The organism is Pseudomonas sp. 7-41, from assembly GCF_021233075.1.
Classification (GTDB): Bacteria; Pseudomonadota; Gammaproteobacteria; order Pseudomonadales; family Pseudomonadaceae; genus Aquipseudomonas; species Aquipseudomonas veronii.
Genome location: NZ_CP089551.1, coordinates 2766405 through 2783059 on the forward strand (window position 1 = coordinate 2766405; position 16655 = coordinate 2783059).

The following is a 16655-nucleotide window of genomic DNA, read 5'->3' on the forward strand; positions in this document are numbered from 1 at the left end:
TGCGTTTCGAGGCATCGGGCATAACCATAGAATTATATGGTTCTTTCATAATTGTCGCTGATTAATATAATCAAATTGTAGTTTTGTCGCAGGTGCCCTGCATGACGCAAGGCGCGCAATCTACCTAGCGAACACAATCATGGGAGTTTTTGCATGGCCGCTTTCGATCCTTTAACCCGCCGCCGCCTCCTGGGCATGGCCGGTATTACCCTGGCCAGCCCCTTGCTGCTGTCGCTGCCCCGCCTGGGCTTCGCCGCCGACGAGCACGCCGCGCACCACACGCCCCAGGAGCCCGCCGGCACCGGTGAGTTCATCCGCCTGGATGCGCCTCGCGCGCTGAAACTGGCGGTCAACCTGAATGCCGTGTGCCTGGCCCCGGTGGTGATCGCCCACGGTCAAGGTTTCTTCAAACAGCACAACCTGGATGTGGAACTGGTCAATTTCGGCAATTCCACCGAGGTGCTGCTGGAAGCCATCGCCACCGGCAAGGCCGATGCCGGTGTGGGCATGGCGCTGCGTTGGCTCAAGGCCCTGGAGCAGGGCTTCGACGTCAAGCTGACCGCCGGCACCCATGGCGGCTGCCTGCGTTTGCTCAGTGCGGCGAACGGCGGCGTAAGCACACTCGAAGCCCTCAAGGGCAAGACGATCGGCGTGACGGACATGGCCAGTCCGGACCGCAATTTCTTCTCGATCCTGCTCAAGAAGCACGGCATCGACCCGGTGCGCGACGTCGAATGGCGCCTGTACCCGGCCGACCTGCTCGGCACCGCTCTGGAGCGCGGCGAGGTGCAGGCGGTCAGCGGCAGCGACCCGTTCATGTATCGCCTGATCAAATCCGGCGTGGCGCGGGAACTGTCCACCAACCTGGTGGAGGCCTACGCCAACCTCAGCTGCTGCGTGGTCGGTGTCACCGGCAAGCTGGTGCGCGAAGACAAGCGGGTGGTCGCGGCGCTGACCCAGGCGATCCTCGAAGCTCATGACTATTCCGTGCAACACCCCGAGGTCGTCGCCAAGGGTTTCCAGGCCTATGCGTTGAACACCTCCACCGAAGAAGTCCAGGCGATCCTCCACGACCACACCCACGGCCACCATGCGGTCGGCACCGCGCTGACCGCGGAAATCACCACCTACGTCACCGACTTGAAAACCGTGGAAGTGATCAGCCAGGGCACCGACCCGCTGGCGTTCGCCAAGGAGATCACCGCCGATGTCTTCAGTTGACGCGACCACCCTCAACCCACCCGTGGCGTTCAAGGTCGGGTGGCCGGGCCTGGCGGTAATCGGCGCCTGGTTGGCCGTGGCGCTGCTGATCAGCTACTGGCCCAATGCGACGCGCGACTGGCCGATGACCCAGGGTTTGGCCCATCTCTGCGTGGGCGTGGCGGCGGTGTTCGGGGTGTCGAGTGTGGCCGGGCGCCGGTTCGCCAGGCTCGGCCTGCGCCTGCGCGGAGCCGCGTCATGGCTGATCGCTTTACCGCTGCTGTTGGGCATTTGGGAGCTGCTCACGGCGAAACTCGCGCTGCTGCCGGTACCGTTCTTCGCGCCGCCCCAGGCCCTGCTCGCGGTGTATGTCGAAGACTACGTGCGCCTGGCCGACAGCCTGCTGCATTCGGCGTTGCTGCTCGGTGCGGGCGTGGCGTTGGGCGCGGCGACCGGGTTTATCGCCGGCGTGGCCATCGGTTGGTCGACGCGTATTGGCTATTGGCTGCATCCGGTGCTGCGCATCCTCGGCCCGGTACCGTCGACGGCGCTGTTGCCGTTGTGCTTTTTCCTGTTCCCCAGCAGTTGGAGCGCCAGCGTCTTCCTGATCGCCCTGGCCACTTGGTTTCCGGTCACGGTGCTGACCTGGTCCGGCGTGGCCAGTGTCGATAAAGCCTATTACGACGTGGCGCGCACCCTTGGTGCAAAACAGCCTTTCCTGATTTTCAAGGTGGCGATTCCCGCCGCCTTGCCCCATGTGTTCGTCGGCCTGTTCATGGGCCTCGGCGCCTCGTTTTCGACCCTGGTGGTGGCGGAAATGATGGGCGTGAAATCCGGCATCGGCTGGTACCTGCAATGGGCCCAGGGGTGGGCGGCCTACGCGAATATGTATGCGGCGTTGTTAATCATGGCGCTGGCCTGCTCGGGGTTGATCAGCGGCTTGTTCCGGCTGCGCGACCACTTGCTGGCCTGGCAGAAAGGAGCGATGAAATGGTAGCCCTGGCAACCGCAGTAGAAGCCGCGGCGGGATTGACGCTGCGCATCGAAAACCTGAGCCACGGGTTTGCCTTGGACGGTGAGCATCTGCCGGTGCTGCAGCGGGTTTCGCTGGACGTGGCAGCGGGGGAGTTCGTTGCCTTGCTCGGGCCTTCGGGGTGCGGCAAGTCCACCTTGCTGCGTCTGGTCGCTGGGCTGGAACCGGCGGATTCCGGGCGCTTGCTCGCCGATGGTGAGCCGATCAGCGGCCCGGACCCGAGCCGCGTGGTGGTGTTCCAGGACCCGACCTTGTATCCGTGGCGCCGCGTGTGGGACAACGTCGCCCTCGGCCTCGAAGCCCAGGGCCTGCTCAAGACCCATGCCGCCAAAGTCGATGAAGCCTTGGAAAAAGTCGGCCTCAGCCAATTCGCCCGCGCCTTCCCTCGGCAACTGTCCGGCGGCATGGCGCAGCGGGTTGCGCTGGCCCGTGCGTTGGTGAACCAGCCGCGCCTGCTGATCCTCGACGAGCCCTTGGGCAAACTCGATTCCCTGACCCGCATCACCATGCAAAAGGAACTGATCGACCTGTGGCAACGCCAGGGCTACACGGCGTTGCTGGTGACCCACGATGTGGAAGAAGCCTTGCTCCTGGCCAACCGCGTGATCGTGTTCAGCGACCGCCCGGCGACCCTGCAGGCGCAATTGACCATCGAGCGGCCATACCCCCGGCACCGCGACGATCCTTATCTGGTGGACCTGCGCCGGCAGATACTCGGCTTGCTGGGGTTGGGGGAGAACTGGTAGGTATGACTTGATCAGTCTGAGCAGCGCCTGGCGGCTCAATCTATAAAGCTGTCGATGACAAGGGCCGGTATCTGCATTGGGACGAGTTTCGTCGATATCCAGCGCCGGGTCTCAAGAAAGAGGCCGCATGGGCAGCTATCAAGATGTCCCGGGCTTGCGCGAGTAAGACCCTGGAGCTTCGCAGCGAGTGCGGCAGTGCGTTTTTTTTGTGCATCACTGACTTTTGTGAGGCGGTTGTTCACGGCGTCGAGTCGTTGACGTCCAGCTTGGGCGGGGCAGTGGCGTCTTCTCCCCAATACCGCGATAACACTCGGTATCTGGTGGACTCCTATATCCAGCGCGCAGTTGGAAGGCGCCGCGACGACTCGTAAAATCGCCAAGGACATGTTGGCCAAGGAGCGCATGCCTCAAGACGATGATGAGCGGATGATCCTCAATCCTGTTCCTCACCTCGCAATTGCACGCTCATCGCCTCGCAACTCTGCGCCCAGTCGCTCAGCCACTGCGGCAGGGGCGGCGATGTTTCGGCCAGCCCCAGCTCCCGCAGGAAATCCGCCGGGGGCAGGGTGCCCTTGGCTGAGCGGAACAGCCCGCGCATCACCACCACGCCGACCACCCGACCCTTGCTGACGAAACGGTGCTCCATCAGGCTCCACTTGTGGTCCCAGCCGAGTATGCGGGTGTGTACCTCGAACACTTCGAACACCTTGAGTTCGCGGCGGAACTTGCCCCAGGTATCGCCCACGATCGGCAGCGCCTTGTTGCGCAGGGCCACGCGAAAAGCGCCGGTGCGCAAGACAAAATCCATCCGGGCAACGTCCGCCAGGGTGAAGTAGCGGCCATTGGTGACATGCCGGTTGAGATCCAGGTCCAGCGGCCACACCCGCATGCGTACCACGGTGGTGGCCAGGCCCTGGGCAGGCTTGCGCCAGGGGCGACGGCAGAGCATGTAGAGCAATCGAAACCAGAGATTCATAAAGACGCCACAGAGTTGAACAGTGGCAGCACTGTAAGGGCGCCAAATCGGCTAAGGTAGGTGCGCAAATGACTTATTTAATGCGAAAAGCGCAAAAAGGTCCGTGAATGCACATTACCTTGCTCCTGGCCGATCACTGCTCCGCCGCCAGCGCCACCCTGGCCCTGGAAATGCTCAGCGCCGCCAACCTGTTTGCCGACCATCCGCCCTTCGAGATCGTGGTCGCGTCCCTCGACGGCCAGGCCGTGAATGCCTGGGGCGGGCAGCGTCTGCAAGTGGCCTGTTCGACCGCGCAGATCGCACAGACCGACCTGGTGTTGATCCCCGGCTTTCTCTTCACCTTGAAAGAGGCTTTGCCGACGTTTGCCGCCTTCGGCCCCTGGCTGCGCGAACAGCATGGGCGCGGCGCCGTGCTGGCGTCGATGTGTACCGCCGCCTTTCTGTTGGCGGAAACCGGTGTACTGCAAGGCTTGCGCGCCACCACCCACTGGGCGTTTGCCGAGCTTTTCCGGCGACGCTACGCAGACGTAAGCCTCGATGACGCGCAGATGCTCTGCGAAGAAAACCGCGTGATCACCTGTGGTGGCGCCAGTGCGGCGATGGACTTGATGCTCCACCTGATCCGCCGCTTCGGCTCGCCGGAACTGGCTCACACCTGTGGCAAATACCTGCTGATCGACACGGTGCGGACGGTGCAGTCGGTGTACGCGATGTGGTCGTTGCCCAAGAGCCACGGCGACGCGCAGATACTGCGCGTGCAGCATTGGCTGGAGCAGCACTGCGCCGAGGCGCTGGTGATTGACGAGGTGGCCCGGCACTTTGGTTTTGGGGTGCGCAATTTCAAGCGACGTTTCAAGGAAGCCACCGGCTATACGCCGATCGCTTATGTGCAGACCCTGCGCCTGGAGCGCGCCAAGCAGATGCTGGAGTCGACGCGCATGACCCTCGAAAGCATCACCTATGCGGTGGGCTACGAAGACAGCAACTCGTTCCGGCGCCTGTTCCAGCAGCGGGTGGGGATGCTGCCGGCAGCGTATCGCAAGCGCTTTCAGGCCAGTACCCGATAAGCAGGCGAAAAAAAACCGGCTGATCAGGCCGGTTTGGGGTGCCGCGCACACAGCGCGGGGTCAAGCGTTGTTGCCCTGCAGGCGATCTGCACCGCCTTCGGCCAGGCCACGTTCCTGCAGGCGATCAGCACCGCCTTCAGCCAGGCCACGTTCCTGTAGACGATCTGCACCGCCTTCGGCCAGGCCACGTTCCTGCAGACGATCTGCACCGCCTTCAGCCAGGCCACGTTCTTGCAAGCGATCCGCACCGCCTTCAGCGACGCGACGTTCCAGCAGGCGTTCAGCACCGCCTTCGGCGACACGGTTGCCTTGCAGACGCTCGGCACCGCCTTCGGCGACGCGGTTTTCGTTGAGGCGATCAGCGCCGCCTTCAGCGACGACTGGGTGGGCAAAAGCGTTTGTAGCAAGTACCGAGAAAGCGAGGCTAAGCAAGAGTTGGCGTTTCATGAGAGTGTGCTCCGAGTGTTTGATTAGGGTGTTGCCTGGTGTGGGTTTGATGTTACGCGTTGGTATTTTTAAGAGAACTTCATTGGGCTGATGGTGACTATCGACGCCAGCGATAGCCCGCGTCGGCGGGCTATCGTGCAGCCGTCATGGCATCTGCGGCAGTTCCAGAGGGCGCAGGTCAAATACCAGTACCTCGGCATCGTCACCGTGGCTCAGGCGGATCTGGCGCTCATCGCGCACGCGGGCCCCGTCGCCTTCCTGTAGGCGTTGGCCGTTGATCTCGACGCTGCCGCGGGCCACATGGATGTACACGTGGCGGTCCGGCGCCAGGTCCAGGCTTGCGCTTTCGTCAGCGTTGAACAGCCCGGCATAGACCCGTGCATCCTGGCGCACGTGAAGGGAGCCTTCGGCGCCATCCGGCGAGATGATCAACTGCAAGCGTCCACGTTTCTGCGCTGCGCTGAAGTGCTCCTGCTGATAGCGTGGCTCGGCGCCGGAGACATTCGGCACGATCCAGATCTGCAGGAAATGCACGCCACGGCTCTGGCTATGGTTGAACTCGCTGTGGGCCACGCCGCTGCCGGCGCTCATCAGTTGCACATCGCCGGGGCGGATCACCGAACCGGTGCCCAGGGTGTCCTTGTGTTCCAGGGCGCCTTCGAGCACATAGGAGAAAATCTCCATGTCGCGGTGCGGGTGCTGGCCGAAGCCACGGCCTGCGGCGACGCGGTCATCGTTGATCACCAGCAGGTCGGAAAAACCCTGTTCGGCGGGGTTCCAGTAGTTGGCGAACGAGAAGGTGTGGAACGACTTCAACCAACCGTGATTGGCGGCGCCGCGGTCGGAGGCTTTGCGAAGGGTCAGCATGGTGGTGTCCTCAAGTCAGAGCGGGCTGCGAAATGCAGGGCGCTTGCGTTGAGAAGAAGGTTACTGGTTACTGGAATATTCATTAAGAAGCTGATATCTGAATAACTGTCGCATTGAGGTTGACAGTTGCGGGCGTGGCATAATACCCGCTGCCTTCCTTCCTGATGGACGTCTCCCTCTATGAACACCGTGGCCATGGCGCTGTTTCCGGACTTCCTCCTGCTCGACATGGCTGGGCCGCTTGAAGTGTTTTCGATTGCCAACCGCTACCTGCCAGCGGCGCAGCACTATCGGATCCTGATCGTCGGCACCGAACCCGGTCCGCTGCGTGCGTCCAATGGTGTGGTCGTGCAGCCCGACCTGCTGCTGGCCCAGGCGCACGATGCCTATGACCTGCTGCTGGTGCCCGGTGGTCCCGGTGCCTATAACGAATGCCACCCCGACCTGTTGCCCTGGCTCCAGGCCGCTGCTCCACGCGCGCGGCGCTTCGGCTCGATCTGCACCGGTGCCTTTGTGCTGGGGTATGCCGGGTTGCTCGACGGCCACCGCGTGACCACCCATTGGCATTACACCGAGCGGCTGATCAAGGCCTTCCCTCAGGCCGTTGTCGAAACCGACCGCATCTACCTGCAGGACGGCCGCCTGATCACGTCCGGCGGGGTGACGGCGGGCATCGACCTGGCGCTGTCGGTTGTCGCCCAGGACCACGGCAAGCAGGTCGCGGTGGACGTGGCCAAAGTGCTGCTGGTGGTGATGAAGCGCCAGGGCGGGCAGGCCCAGTTCAGCCCGATGACCGCCGCCGTGGCGCCCCAGGAAACCGCGATCACGCGGGTGCAGAGCCATGTGCTGGCGCATCTGGACCAGCCGTTCACCATCGAATCCATGGCGGCACTCGCCGGCATGAGTGCGCGGCACTTTGCGCGGTTGTTCGCCAAAGAGGTGCAGATGACGCCGATGGCCTTCCTGCAGGGCGCGCGCATCGACCGCGCCCGGCATCTGCTGGAAACCACCGACCTGCCGCTCAAGACCGTGGCCTTTCACGCAGGCTTCGGCAGCGTGCGGCATATGCGCTTTCTGTTCAGTGAAAAACTCGGCCTCAACCCCACCCAATACCGACAGCAGTTCAGTTAACGACAGGATGTCCGTCTCGCGCACCCGATTGTCCGTATCGCTCCCCGTGCCAGCATTGTCCTGTTACAACGAGCTGGCAAGATAACGGCAGGCCCATGGAAGAAGGATGCGCGGACGCCCAAGCTCGGGTGTTTCAGCGCTTTTACGCAGATGAACAACGACCATGCGATGCGCTTTGGCCCTTACACCTTTCATCGCCAGCAGCGCCTGGTCAGCAAGGCGGGCATGCCCGTGCCGTTGGGCGGGCGCGCGCTGGACATCCTGGCGGTGCTGCTCGAAACGCCCGGGCAATTTGTCAGCAAAGACACCCTGATCGCCCGCGTCTGGCCGTGCAGCGTGGTGGAAGAGAACAACCTGCGGGTGCATATCGCCGCCCTGCGCCGTGCATTGGACGGTCGTCGCTACATTCTCAATGAACCCCAACGCGGCTATTGCCTGGTTGCGCCGCTGCAGGAGGCCGCTGGGAACGCGGCACCGCGGCACAACCTGGCGACCCGGCTCAGCCCGCTGATCGGTCGCGACGAACTGGTGGGGACGCTGGTCCGACGCCTGTCGGGGCAACGCCTGATGACCCTCACCGGAGGCGCTGGCGTCGGCAAGAGCAGCCTGGCGCTGGCGTTGGCCGAGCGTGTGTTGCCGCGTTATCGCGACGGCGTGTGGTGGCTGGATCTGGCCGGTGTCGATACGCCCACGGCAATGCTGCGCCAGTTGGCCGAGACCCTCGGGCTCGACGCGGCTGACAGTGCCGCGGCGCTCTTCCGTCAATTGGCCTCGCGCCAGTTATTGCTGGTGCTCGATGGTGCCGACGTGTTGCTCGGCGCCTGCCGTCATCTGGTGCGCGCGCTGCAGGCCAGCGCGCCTGGGGTGACGCTGTTGTTGAGCAGCCGCGAAGCCTTGCGGGTGCCCGGCGAGTGGGTGCAGCGCGTGCCTCGCCTGGCGCTGCCGATGCCATCCGCCTGGGGCAGCGTCGAGCAGGCGATGGCCTACTCGGCGGTGCAGGTGTTCGTCGCGCGCGTGCGCGCCAGTCAGCAAGGGTTTGCCCTGCGGCCCCAGGACTTGCCGGCGCTGCGCGATATCTGCCGCCGGCTCGACGGTATTCCGTTGGCCCTCGAACTGGCGGCGGCCCAGGTCGATGCTCTCGGCGTGCAGGGCTTGCAGGTGCAATTGCGCAGCGGCCTGCAAGTGCTGGCGCGCGGTCGGCGCACGGCGCTGGAACGCCACCGATCCCTGGCGGCGGCCCTGGACTGGTCATACGAGCGCCTGAGCCTGCCGGAGCGTTGGCTGTTCCTGCAACTGGGCCTGTTCAAGATGGCGGTGAGCTTGCCCGTCCTGGGGCAGTTGATCGCCGGCACCGAGCTGGCTCACGCCGACCTGCCATACCTGCTGCGGCGACTGGTCGACATCTCGCTGCTGAGCGTGGAGCCCGGCCTCGGTCCCGAGCGTTACCGCCTGCTCAATAGCGTGCGCAGCTACGCCCTGGCGCAACTGCGCGACCCGCTGCAAGTGGCGCGTCTGCAGCAAGGGTATGGGCATTATCTGGTGGCGTTTTCAGGCCGGCCGTTTGTCCTGCAACTCGTCGAGCAGGCGGCGCACGCCGATTAGGTCCTGGGTGGCGAACCCTTCGCTGAATCGCCCGTAGACCGAGTCCAGCAACTCGCGTGCCGCTTGCCGGCGGTCTTGGCGCTGCCACAGCCGCGCCAGCGCGGTGGCACTGCGTAACTCCCAGGCCAGGGCGCCTTGCTGGTGCGCCAGGCCGAGTGCCTCGAGCAACAGCGCTTCTGCCGGGATGTCGTCACTGTGCTCGGCGCGCACCCGCAGAATCTCTGCTGTACACCAGCCGGCCGCGCCGCTTTTGGCGCGTTCGAACATCGCCGCGTCCACCGCGCCCGCGTTGAAGGTCACCAGGGTATCCGCGATCAGGCCGAGCCCGGGCATGGCTTGCGTCGGCGCTGCGCCCGCGTAGTGTCGGGCCCAGGTATGAAACAGCTGCACCGAGTGCTTTTGCGCTTGTTGCAACAACAGTTCCTGCAGCGAATGGGCCGCGGCCGCGTCGCCGTTGTAGCGGGCGATGACCACCCCGGCCAGGGCCAGGGTGTAGCAGATCGAGGTGCCGTGGTTGATCTGCAGCGCCAGTTCCAGGGCCTGGTTCGCGGTGCGCCAGGCACGCTCCGGGAACCCCCGCAGCCACAGGATGCGAGCGAGGATCGTCAGCGAGGCCACGCCCTGGTCGTACTGCACGCCGAAGCCATGGGTGAACCGGTTCAGATGGCCGCTGTGGGCCATGCGCTGGATCACCTGTTCGGCATTTTGCAGGGCCAATGCCTGGTGACCGGCAAAGTGCTGGGCCAGTACCCGCAGGCGCTGGGCGCTGAGGTCGAGCAAGGGGTCGGCCTGGGGGCCGAGTTGATCGAAGTGCAGGCTTTGCGCAAGTGCCTGGCGATAATTTCCGCAACACAGGTTGACCGCCATATGGCCCGACACCGCACGCAACTGGCCGCTCAAGTCGTTGTTCGCTTCGGCCAGGCGCCGCGCGTAGGCAAAGGCGTCAATGGTCTGCGGCGTACCGCCCTGGGTGTGATACGAAAAACTGCCCAGCGCCAGTTGCAACGCCATGTGCAAGTGCGGGTTCGGCGCGGGCGATTGCGCCAGCCGTGCGAGCGCCTTGCCCACGTACAGCCCGTGTTCCCCCAGCAATGACAGCTCCTGCCACAACGGCATCGCGCTGACCGTCAGGCGAATACCCAACAGGTGCGTGCCCTGGTCGCCCAGGCCCCAATCCAGTGCGGCGCGGATGTCTTCGCGCAGGGGCGCGTAGCGGTCGATCCAGGGCTGCGTCGCGGTCAGTTCCCAATCGTCCCGGGCCTGTTCCATCAAGGCCAGGCAGCGTGCGGCGTGGCGCTCGCGGGTGGTGTCGAGTTCAGCGGCCACGCTGAGCTTTTCCAGGGCGTAGGTGCGGGTGATGTCCAGCAGGCGGTAGACCATCTCGTCATCGCCGGGCTCGACATTGAGCAAGGACTTGGCCACCAGTTGGGTGATCGAACCCAGCACCTCGGCCGGTGCGATCTGTTCCCCAGCGATCACCGCCGCCGCGCTGGCCAGGCTGAAGCCGCCGCGAAACACCGCCAGGCGGCGCAGGCAGATCTGTTCGCAGGGCGCGAGCAGGTCGAAACTCCAGTCCAGCGTGGCGCGCAGCGTCTGTTGACGGGGCAGGGCACTGCGGCGGCCACGGGTCAGCAGGCGAAAGTTGTCTTCCATCTGCACCAGCAGGCCTTGCAGGCCGAAACGTTCGATCTGCGCCGCCACCAGTTCAATGGCCAGCGGGATACCGTCGAGGCGCTGGCAGATATCAATCGCTAATGGCAGTTCGGCTTCGCTGAGCGCGAAGCTGTCCTGATGGGACATGGCGCGCTCGATCAACAGTTGCAGGGCCGGATAGCCCAGCGCCTGGGCACGGTTGCCGGTGGCGGGCGGGCAGGCCAGCGGCTCCAGGCGCTGCACGTATTCACCCTCGGCGCGCAGTGCTTCACGGCTGGTGGCGAGGATGTGAACGTTGGGGGCGTGGCGCAGCAGGGTCTCGCTGATCAGGGCGATGTCATCGAGCAGGTGTTCGCAGTTGTCGATCACCAACAGCAACTGGCGCGTGTGGAGACTGCGCGCGAGGGTCAACAGCGGCGCGTGTTCGTCGGGGGTGAGGTCGAGCAGGGCGGCGAGGTTGGGCAGGATCATCGACGGTGCGCTGAGGGGGGCGAGGTCGAGCAGGCGAATGCCGTCGCGGTAATGCCCGATCAACAACTCGGCGACACGCAGCGCGACCGTGGTCTTACCGATGCCTCCCGCGCCGGTCAGGGTGATAAAGCGTTGTTGCGGCAATTGCTGCACCAGCGCATCGATCAGCGCCTGGCGGCCGATCATCCGCGTGCTGCGCAGCGGCAGGTTATGGGCCTGGCTTTGCGCACTGCCGTCGGTTGGAAGGGTCATCGGTTCGATGCTCAGTGGCGCAACAAAACTGTAACCGCGCTGGGCCACGGTGACGATATAGCGCTGCCCGGCCTGGCCATCGCCCAGGGCCTTGCGCAACGCCGCCATATGCACGCGCAGGTTGCCGTCTTCGACCACGCTTTTGGGCCAGACCCGCGCGATCAGTTCCTGCTTGCTCACCACATTGCCGGCCTGTTCCAGCAGGATCAGCAGGATGTCCACTGCCCGCCGTCCCAGGCGCAACGGCCGGCCAGCCTCCAGCACCAGGCGTTGGCGCGGGTGTATCCGATACGGGCCGAAGTGTACGGCCTGTTCGCTGAGGTCGTTCATGCCAGCGCGCGCTCTGAAAAAAGGGTTCGCCCAGCATATTCCACGCTTGCGCTGACCACTAGGCGGCAATCGCCTGCTTGCGACGCAATTGGTGATTACGCCAGGTCATCGGGTTGACGCCTTCGCTGCGCGTGAACATATGGCAGAAGTGCGCCTGGTCGCAGAAACCACATTCCAGGCTGATTTGCGTCAGGCTCAAGGACGTACCGGTGATCAACTCCTTGGCGCGCTGGATGCGCTGTTGGCGAATCCATTCCTGCGGCGACAGCCCGGTGGTGCATTTGAAGGCGCGGGAGAAGTGGCTGCGCGACAGTGCGCAGGCCTGGGCCAGGTCGGCAATCGCCAGGCTTTCGCCGAGGTTGGCGAGGATCAGTTGCTTGGCGATACGCTCGCGCCGGGGGCAGAGGCCGCCGGTCGCGCAGAAGCTTGGAGCACCGTGCTCAAGTCGGGCCATGACGAAATATCCGCAGTCGATGGGAGCGTTCCCGGTGAATGGATGCAGTGTAGACGGCCTCATTCTTGGTGCCGTGCCGTCCGACTGACGAGTTAATCGTTGTTAATTTCGCCAGTTGTTGGCGTGGAAAAGACAGCACAGGTGTGCAATCGCGCTCGCCGCGCCGCGTGCTTAGCTGGTGCTCTGTCAACTGTTTGGGAACCACCATGAACCGCAACGACCTGCGCCGCGTCGACATGAACCTGCTGGTGATTTTCGAAGCGCTGATGTTCGAGAAGAACCTGACCCGGGTCGCCGAAAAACTGTTTATGGGCCAACCGGCGGTGAGCGCGGCCTTGGGCCGTTTACGCGATTTGTTCGACGACCCGTTGCTGCTGCGCAATGGGCGCGGCATGGAGCCCACACCACGCGCAATGGCGATACTCAAGGAGCTGCAACCGGCCATGGACACCATCTCGAGCGCGGTCAGCCGCGCCAAGGATTTCGACCCTTCCACCAGCTGTGCGGTGTTCCGCATCGGCCTGTCCGATGACGCCGAATTCGGCCTGTTCCCGCCGTTGCTCAGCCAACTGCGCGACGAGGCACCGGGGATCGTGGTGGTGGTGCGCCGCGCCAATTACCTGTTGATGTCGTCGCTGCTGGCCAGTGGCGAGATCACCGTGGGAGTCAGCTACACCACGGATCTGCCGGCCAATGCCAAGCGCAAGAAACTGCGCGACATTCCGTGCAAGGTGCTGCGCGGCGATGGCGGCACCGCACCGCTGAGCCTGGACGAATACTGTGAACGGCCGCATGCCATGGTGTCGTTTTCGGGGGACTTGAGCGGCAATATCGACCTCGACCTGGCGCGCATCGGCCGGGCGCGCCGGGTGGTGCTGGCGGTGCCGCAATTCAGTGGCTTGCGGGCGTTACTGGCGGGCACGCAGATCATCGCGACCGTGCCGGACTACGCAGCGTGCGCCTTGACCGAAGGCACCACGTTGCGCGCGCAGGACCCACCGTTTGCAATCGACGCCGCGGAGCTGTCGATGGTGTGGAGCGGGGTGCATGACAACGACCCGGCGGAGCGCTGGTTGAGGAGCCGGATCAGCGCGCACATGTCCAGCTTCCCCGCGTAGGCGGCCCGGCAAGTCACCGCGCCAAACAGCACAAACATCCAATTCCGAATCGCCCGTCGCCGCCAAACTCGTCTCATCGCTCAGCTCTCCAGGGGGAAGAACACACCATGGACCCAACACCTGAAACCGGTTCCGACGAAGTCGTCACCCTGATCGTCAAACACCGGATCAAATCCGGCAGCGAGGCCAACTACGAAGCGTGGCTACGCCGCATAGTACGCATCGCCGGCGAACGCCCGGGCCACCTCGGCGTCGACGTCGTGCGCGGTAAACACGACGGCCTGTCGCTGTTCACCTGCGTGTTGCGCTACCGCTCCACCGACGACCTGCAACGCTGGCTCGACTCCCCCGAGCGCAAAACTCTGATCGAAGAAGCCGCGCCGATGCTGGCCGACGGCGACCACACCGAAATCGGTGCGGTCAACGAGTTCTGGTTCACCCCCCAAACCGACAGCGTCGCCAAACCGCCGCGCTGGAAACAGGCCGTGGTCACCCTGTGCGTGATCCTGCCGCTGACCCTGCTGGTACCGATCGTGTGGGGCCCGATATTGCGCCTGCACCCGTTCCTGTCCAACTACGTGGTCGCCACCTTCCTGATCACCCTGACCATCGTGTTGCTGGTGGTGTACCTGCTGATGCCGGCGGCTACCCGCCTGTTCGCTCCCTGGCTTGAAGCCTCTGTAAAGGAAACCCTATGAACGCCGATCTGATTTTGTTCAATGGCCAGTTCCACACCGTGGACCGTGAAAACCCACGCGCCACTGCCGTCGCCATTCGCCAGGGGCGCTTCGTGGCCGTGGGCACCGATGGCGAGGCCATGGCCCTGCGCGGCAGCGGCACCCAGGTCATCGACCTCAAGGGCCGCACGGTGATCCCCGGCCTCAACGACTCGCACCTGCACCTGATCCGTGGCGGCTTGAACTACAACCTCGAACTGCGCTGGGAAGGCGTGCCGTCCCTGGCCGACGCCCTGCGCATGCTCAAGGACCAGGCCGAACGCACCCCGACGCCGCAATGGGTGCGCGTGGTCGGCGGCTGGAACGAATTCCAGTTCGCCGAAAAGCGCATGCCGACCCTGGACGAGCTCAACCAAGCGGCGCCGGACACGCCGGTGTTCGTGCTGCACCTGTATGACCGCGCCTTGCTCAACCGCGCCGCCCTGCGCGTGGCCGGCTACACCAAGGACACCCCGAACCCGCCGGGCGGCGAGATCGTGCGTGACAGCAACGGCAACCCCACCGGCATGCTGGTGGCGCGGCCCAACGCGATGATCCTGTATGCGACCCTGGCCAAGGGCCCGAAACTGCCGTTGGAATACCAGGTCAACTCGACCCGCCAGTTCATGCGCGAACTCAATCGCCTCGGCCTGACCAGTGCGATCGACGCCGGCGGCGGCTTCCAGAACTACCCCGACGATTACGCGGTGATCGAGCAACTGGCCAAGGATGAACAGCTGACGGTACGTATCGCCTACAACCTGTTCACGCAGAAGCCCAAGGAAGAACTCAGCGACTTCAAGCACTGGACCGGCAGCGTCACCCTGCACCAGGGCGACGACTACCTGCGCCACAACGGCGCCGGCGAGATGCTGGTGTTCTCCGCCGCCGACTTCGAAGACTTCCTCGAACCGCGCCCGGACCTGCCGCTGAGCATGGAGCAGGAACTGGAGCCGGTGGTGCGCCACCTGGTCGAGCAGCGCTGGCCGTTCCGCCTGCACGCCACCTATAACGAGTCGATCTCGCGCATGCTCGATGTGTTCGAGAAGGTCAACCGCGACATCCCGTTCAATGGCCTGCCGTGGTTCTTCGACCACGCCGAAACCATCACCCCGCACAACATCGAGCGTGTGCGCGCCCTCGGCGGCGGGATTGCGATCCAGGACCGCATGGCGTTCCAGGGTGAGTACTTTGTCGAGCGCTACGGCGCCAAGGCCGCCGAAGCCACGCCGCCGATCAAACGCATGCTCGCCGAAGGTGTACCGGTCGGCGCGGGCACCGACGCCACGCGGGTGTCGAGCTACAACCCGTGGACCTCGCTGTACTGGATGGTCAGCGGCCGCACCGTGGGCGGCCTGGAGCTGCACGCCGAAGGCCTGCCGCGCCTGACCGCGCTGGAGCTGTTCACCCATGGCAGCGCCTGGTTCTCGTCCGAGCAGGGCAAGAAGGGCCAGATCAAGGTCGGCCAGTTGGCGGACGTCGCCGCGCTGTCGGCGGATTTTTTCAGCGTCGATGAAGAGGCCATCAAGTGGATCGAGTCGGTGCTGACCGTGGTCGGCGGCAAGGTGGTGTATGGCGCCGGCGACTTCGAAGATTTCGCACCGCCGCGCGTGCCGGTGCTGCCGGACTGGTCGCCGGTGGTCAAGGTGCCGGGGCACTGGCGTCCCGCTTCGCCGCTGCAGGCGCAGGCTCACCACTGCAGTGGCCCGTGTGGCGTGCATGCTCATGGCCATGAGAAAGCGCGTCTTTCCAACGTGCCGGTCAGCGACTTCCAGGGCTTCTGGGGTGCGTTTGGCTGCTCGTGCTTTGCGTTCTGATACCTAAACCCACAAAGGAGTTAACCCATGACTTACAAGCGCTTGAACAAAGATGACGCCGTGGTGCTGTTGGTGGATCACCAGACCGGCCTGATCTCCCTGGTGCAGGATTTCTCCCCCAACGAATTCAAGAACAACGTGCTGGCCCTGGCCGACGTGGCGAAGTTCTTCAACCTGCCGACCATCCTCACCACCAGCTTTGAAAGCGGCCCCAACGGCCCGCTGGTGCCCGAGCTCAAAGCACTGTTCCCGGACGCGCCGTACATCCCGCGCCCTGGCCAGATCAACGCCTGGGACAACGAAGACTTCGTCAAGGCGGTGAAGGCCACCGGCCGCAAGCAGATCATCATTGCCGGTGTGGTGACGGATGTGTGCGTAGCGTTCCCGACCCTGTGCGCTCTCTCCGAAGGCTTTGAGGTGTTCGTGGTCACCGACGCTTCCGGTACCTTCAACGAAACCGTGCAACAGGCTGCCTGGGCCCGTATGACCGCGGCCGGCGCGCAACTGGTGAACTGGTTCTCCGTGGCCTGCGAGCTGCAGGTTGACTGGCGCAACGACATGGAAGGCCTGGCCAACCTGCTGTCGCCGCGCATTCCCAACTACCGCAACCTGATGAACAGCTACTCGGCGTTCACCACCAAGTAACCCGACCTCGGGAATCTCGGTAATCCCCTGTGGGAGGGGGCTTGCCCCCGATAGCGGTGGATCAGTCATGCATGTAGTGGCTGACATATTGCTATCGGGGGCAAGCCCCCTCCCACCTTTGATTGTGTTG

The 16655-nt window shown here is 64.3% G+C and carries 15 protein-coding genes; 10 read left to right on the forward strand and 5 right to left on the reverse strand.

Translation table 11 applies throughout. The annotated features are described in order from the left end of the window. Positions 1 to 153: 153 nt before the first annotated feature. Genes LQ249_RS12560 through LQ249_RS12570 form a run of 3 tightly spaced genes read left to right on the forward strand, consistent with a single transcriptional unit; the run spans position 154 to position 2979 of the window. Positions 154 to 1221, forward strand: coding sequence for an ABC transporter substrate-binding protein (locus LQ249_RS12560; protein ID WP_126589514.1), 1068 nt, complete (start codon positions 154 to 156; stop codon positions 1219 to 1221). Continuing rightward, positions 1208 to 2197 carry an ABC transporter permease gene (locus tag LQ249_RS12565; protein ID WP_126589513.1) on the forward strand — a complete coding sequence of 330 codons (990 nt, stop codon included), beginning with the start codon at positions 1208 to 1210 and terminating at the stop codon, positions 2195 to 2197. Before LQ249_RS12560 ends, LQ249_RS12565 begins: the two co-directional genes overlap by 14 nt. After that, positions 2191 to 2979: an ABC transporter ATP-binding protein gene (locus LQ249_RS12570; protein WP_102618582.1), complete on the forward strand. Its 789-nt coding sequence runs from the start codon at positions 2191 to 2193 to the stop codon at positions 2977 to 2979. Before LQ249_RS12565 ends, LQ249_RS12570 begins: the two co-directional genes overlap by 7 nt. 433 nt (positions 2980 to 3412) lie before the next feature. On the opposite strand, the gene LQ249_RS12575 is transcribed toward LQ249_RS12570, so the two are convergent. Then, a complete protein-coding gene (locus LQ249_RS12575) occupies positions 3413 to 3955 on the reverse strand; it encodes an acyl-CoA thioesterase (protein ID WP_232566500.1) in 543 nt (180 codons plus the stop codon). 107 nt (positions 3956 to 4062) lie between these two features. Here LQ249_RS12575 and LQ249_RS12580 point away from each other — a divergent pair, with 107 nt between their 5' ends. After that, positions 4063 to 5022 (forward strand): GlxA family transcriptional regulator, encoded by a 960-nt coding sequence (locus tag LQ249_RS12580; protein WP_046488531.1) that lies wholly within the window; start codon positions 4063 to 4065, stop codon positions 5020 to 5022. Between the two features lie 60 nt (positions 5023 to 5082). Here LQ249_RS12580 and LQ249_RS12585 read toward each other — a convergent pair whose 3' ends face one another. Continuing rightward, the gene (locus tag LQ249_RS12585; protein WP_232566501.1) at positions 5083 to 5469 is read right to left on the reverse strand and encodes a hypothetical protein; all 387 of its coding nucleotides are present in this window, start codon (positions 5467 to 5469) and stop codon (positions 5083 to 5085) included. A 144-nt stretch (positions 5470 to 5613) separates the two neighbouring features. After that, positions 5614 to 6336, reverse strand: a complete 723-nt coding sequence (locus LQ249_RS12590) for a pirin family protein (RefSeq protein ID WP_046383868.1) — start codon at positions 6334 to 6336, stop codon at positions 5614 to 5616. Between the two features lie 180 nt (positions 6337 to 6516). On the opposite strand from LQ249_RS12590, the gene LQ249_RS12595 reads away from it, so the two are divergent. Then, positions 6517 to 7467 (forward strand): GlxA family transcriptional regulator, encoded by a 951-nt coding sequence (locus tag LQ249_RS12595; protein ID WP_102618580.1) that lies wholly within the window; start codon positions 6517 to 6519, stop codon positions 7465 to 7467. Between the two features lie 150 nt (positions 7468 to 7617). Beyond that, on the forward strand, positions 7618 to 9069 hold the full coding sequence (locus LQ249_RS12600; RefSeq protein WP_169866094.1) for a winged helix-turn-helix domain-containing protein: 1452 nt from the start codon (positions 7618 to 7620) through the stop codon (positions 9067 to 9069). On the opposite strand, the gene LQ249_RS12605 is transcribed toward LQ249_RS12600, so the two are convergent. Then, positions 9016 to 11775, reverse strand: coding sequence for an ATP-binding protein (locus tag LQ249_RS12605; RefSeq protein WP_046383865.1), 2760 nt, complete (start codon positions 11773 to 11775; stop codon positions 9016 to 9018). The genes LQ249_RS12600 and LQ249_RS12605 overlap by 54 nt on opposite strands. 58 nt (positions 11776 to 11833) lie before the next feature. Continuing rightward, on the reverse strand, positions 11834 to 12229 hold the full coding sequence (locus tag LQ249_RS12610; RefSeq protein ID WP_046383864.1) for a helix-turn-helix domain-containing protein: 396 nt from the start codon (positions 12227 to 12229) through the stop codon (positions 11834 to 11836). Positions 12230 to 12435: 206 nt separating this feature from the next. On the opposite strand from LQ249_RS12610, the gene LQ249_RS12615 reads away from it, so the two are divergent. The 4 genes from LQ249_RS12615 to ycaC all read left to right on the forward strand — a co-directional run bounded on the left by LQ249_RS12615 (position 12436) and on the right by ycaC (position 16525). Beyond that, complete coding sequence (locus tag LQ249_RS12615) at positions 12436 to 13347, forward strand: LysR substrate-binding domain-containing protein (protein ID WP_046383863.1); 912 nt, start codon at positions 12436 to 12438, stop codon at positions 13345 to 13347. A 107-nt stretch (positions 13348 to 13454) separates the two neighbouring features. Then, positions 13455 to 14045, forward strand: coding sequence for an antibiotic biosynthesis monooxygenase (locus LQ249_RS12620; protein WP_046383862.1), 591 nt, complete (start codon positions 13455 to 13457; stop codon positions 14043 to 14045). Then, entirely contained in the window at positions 14042 to 15880 is a 1839-nt protein-coding gene (locus tag LQ249_RS12625; RefSeq protein ID WP_046383861.1) for an amidohydrolase, read from the forward strand. Before LQ249_RS12620 ends, LQ249_RS12625 begins: the two co-directional genes overlap by 4 nt. 27 nt (positions 15881 to 15907) lie before the next feature. Further along, positions 15908 to 16525, forward strand: a complete 618-nt coding sequence (gene ycaC / locus LQ249_RS12630; RefSeq protein WP_057004838.1) for an isochorismate family cysteine hydrolase YcaC — start codon at positions 15908 to 15910, stop codon at positions 16523 to 16525. Positions 16526 to 16655: the final 130 nt, after the last annotated feature.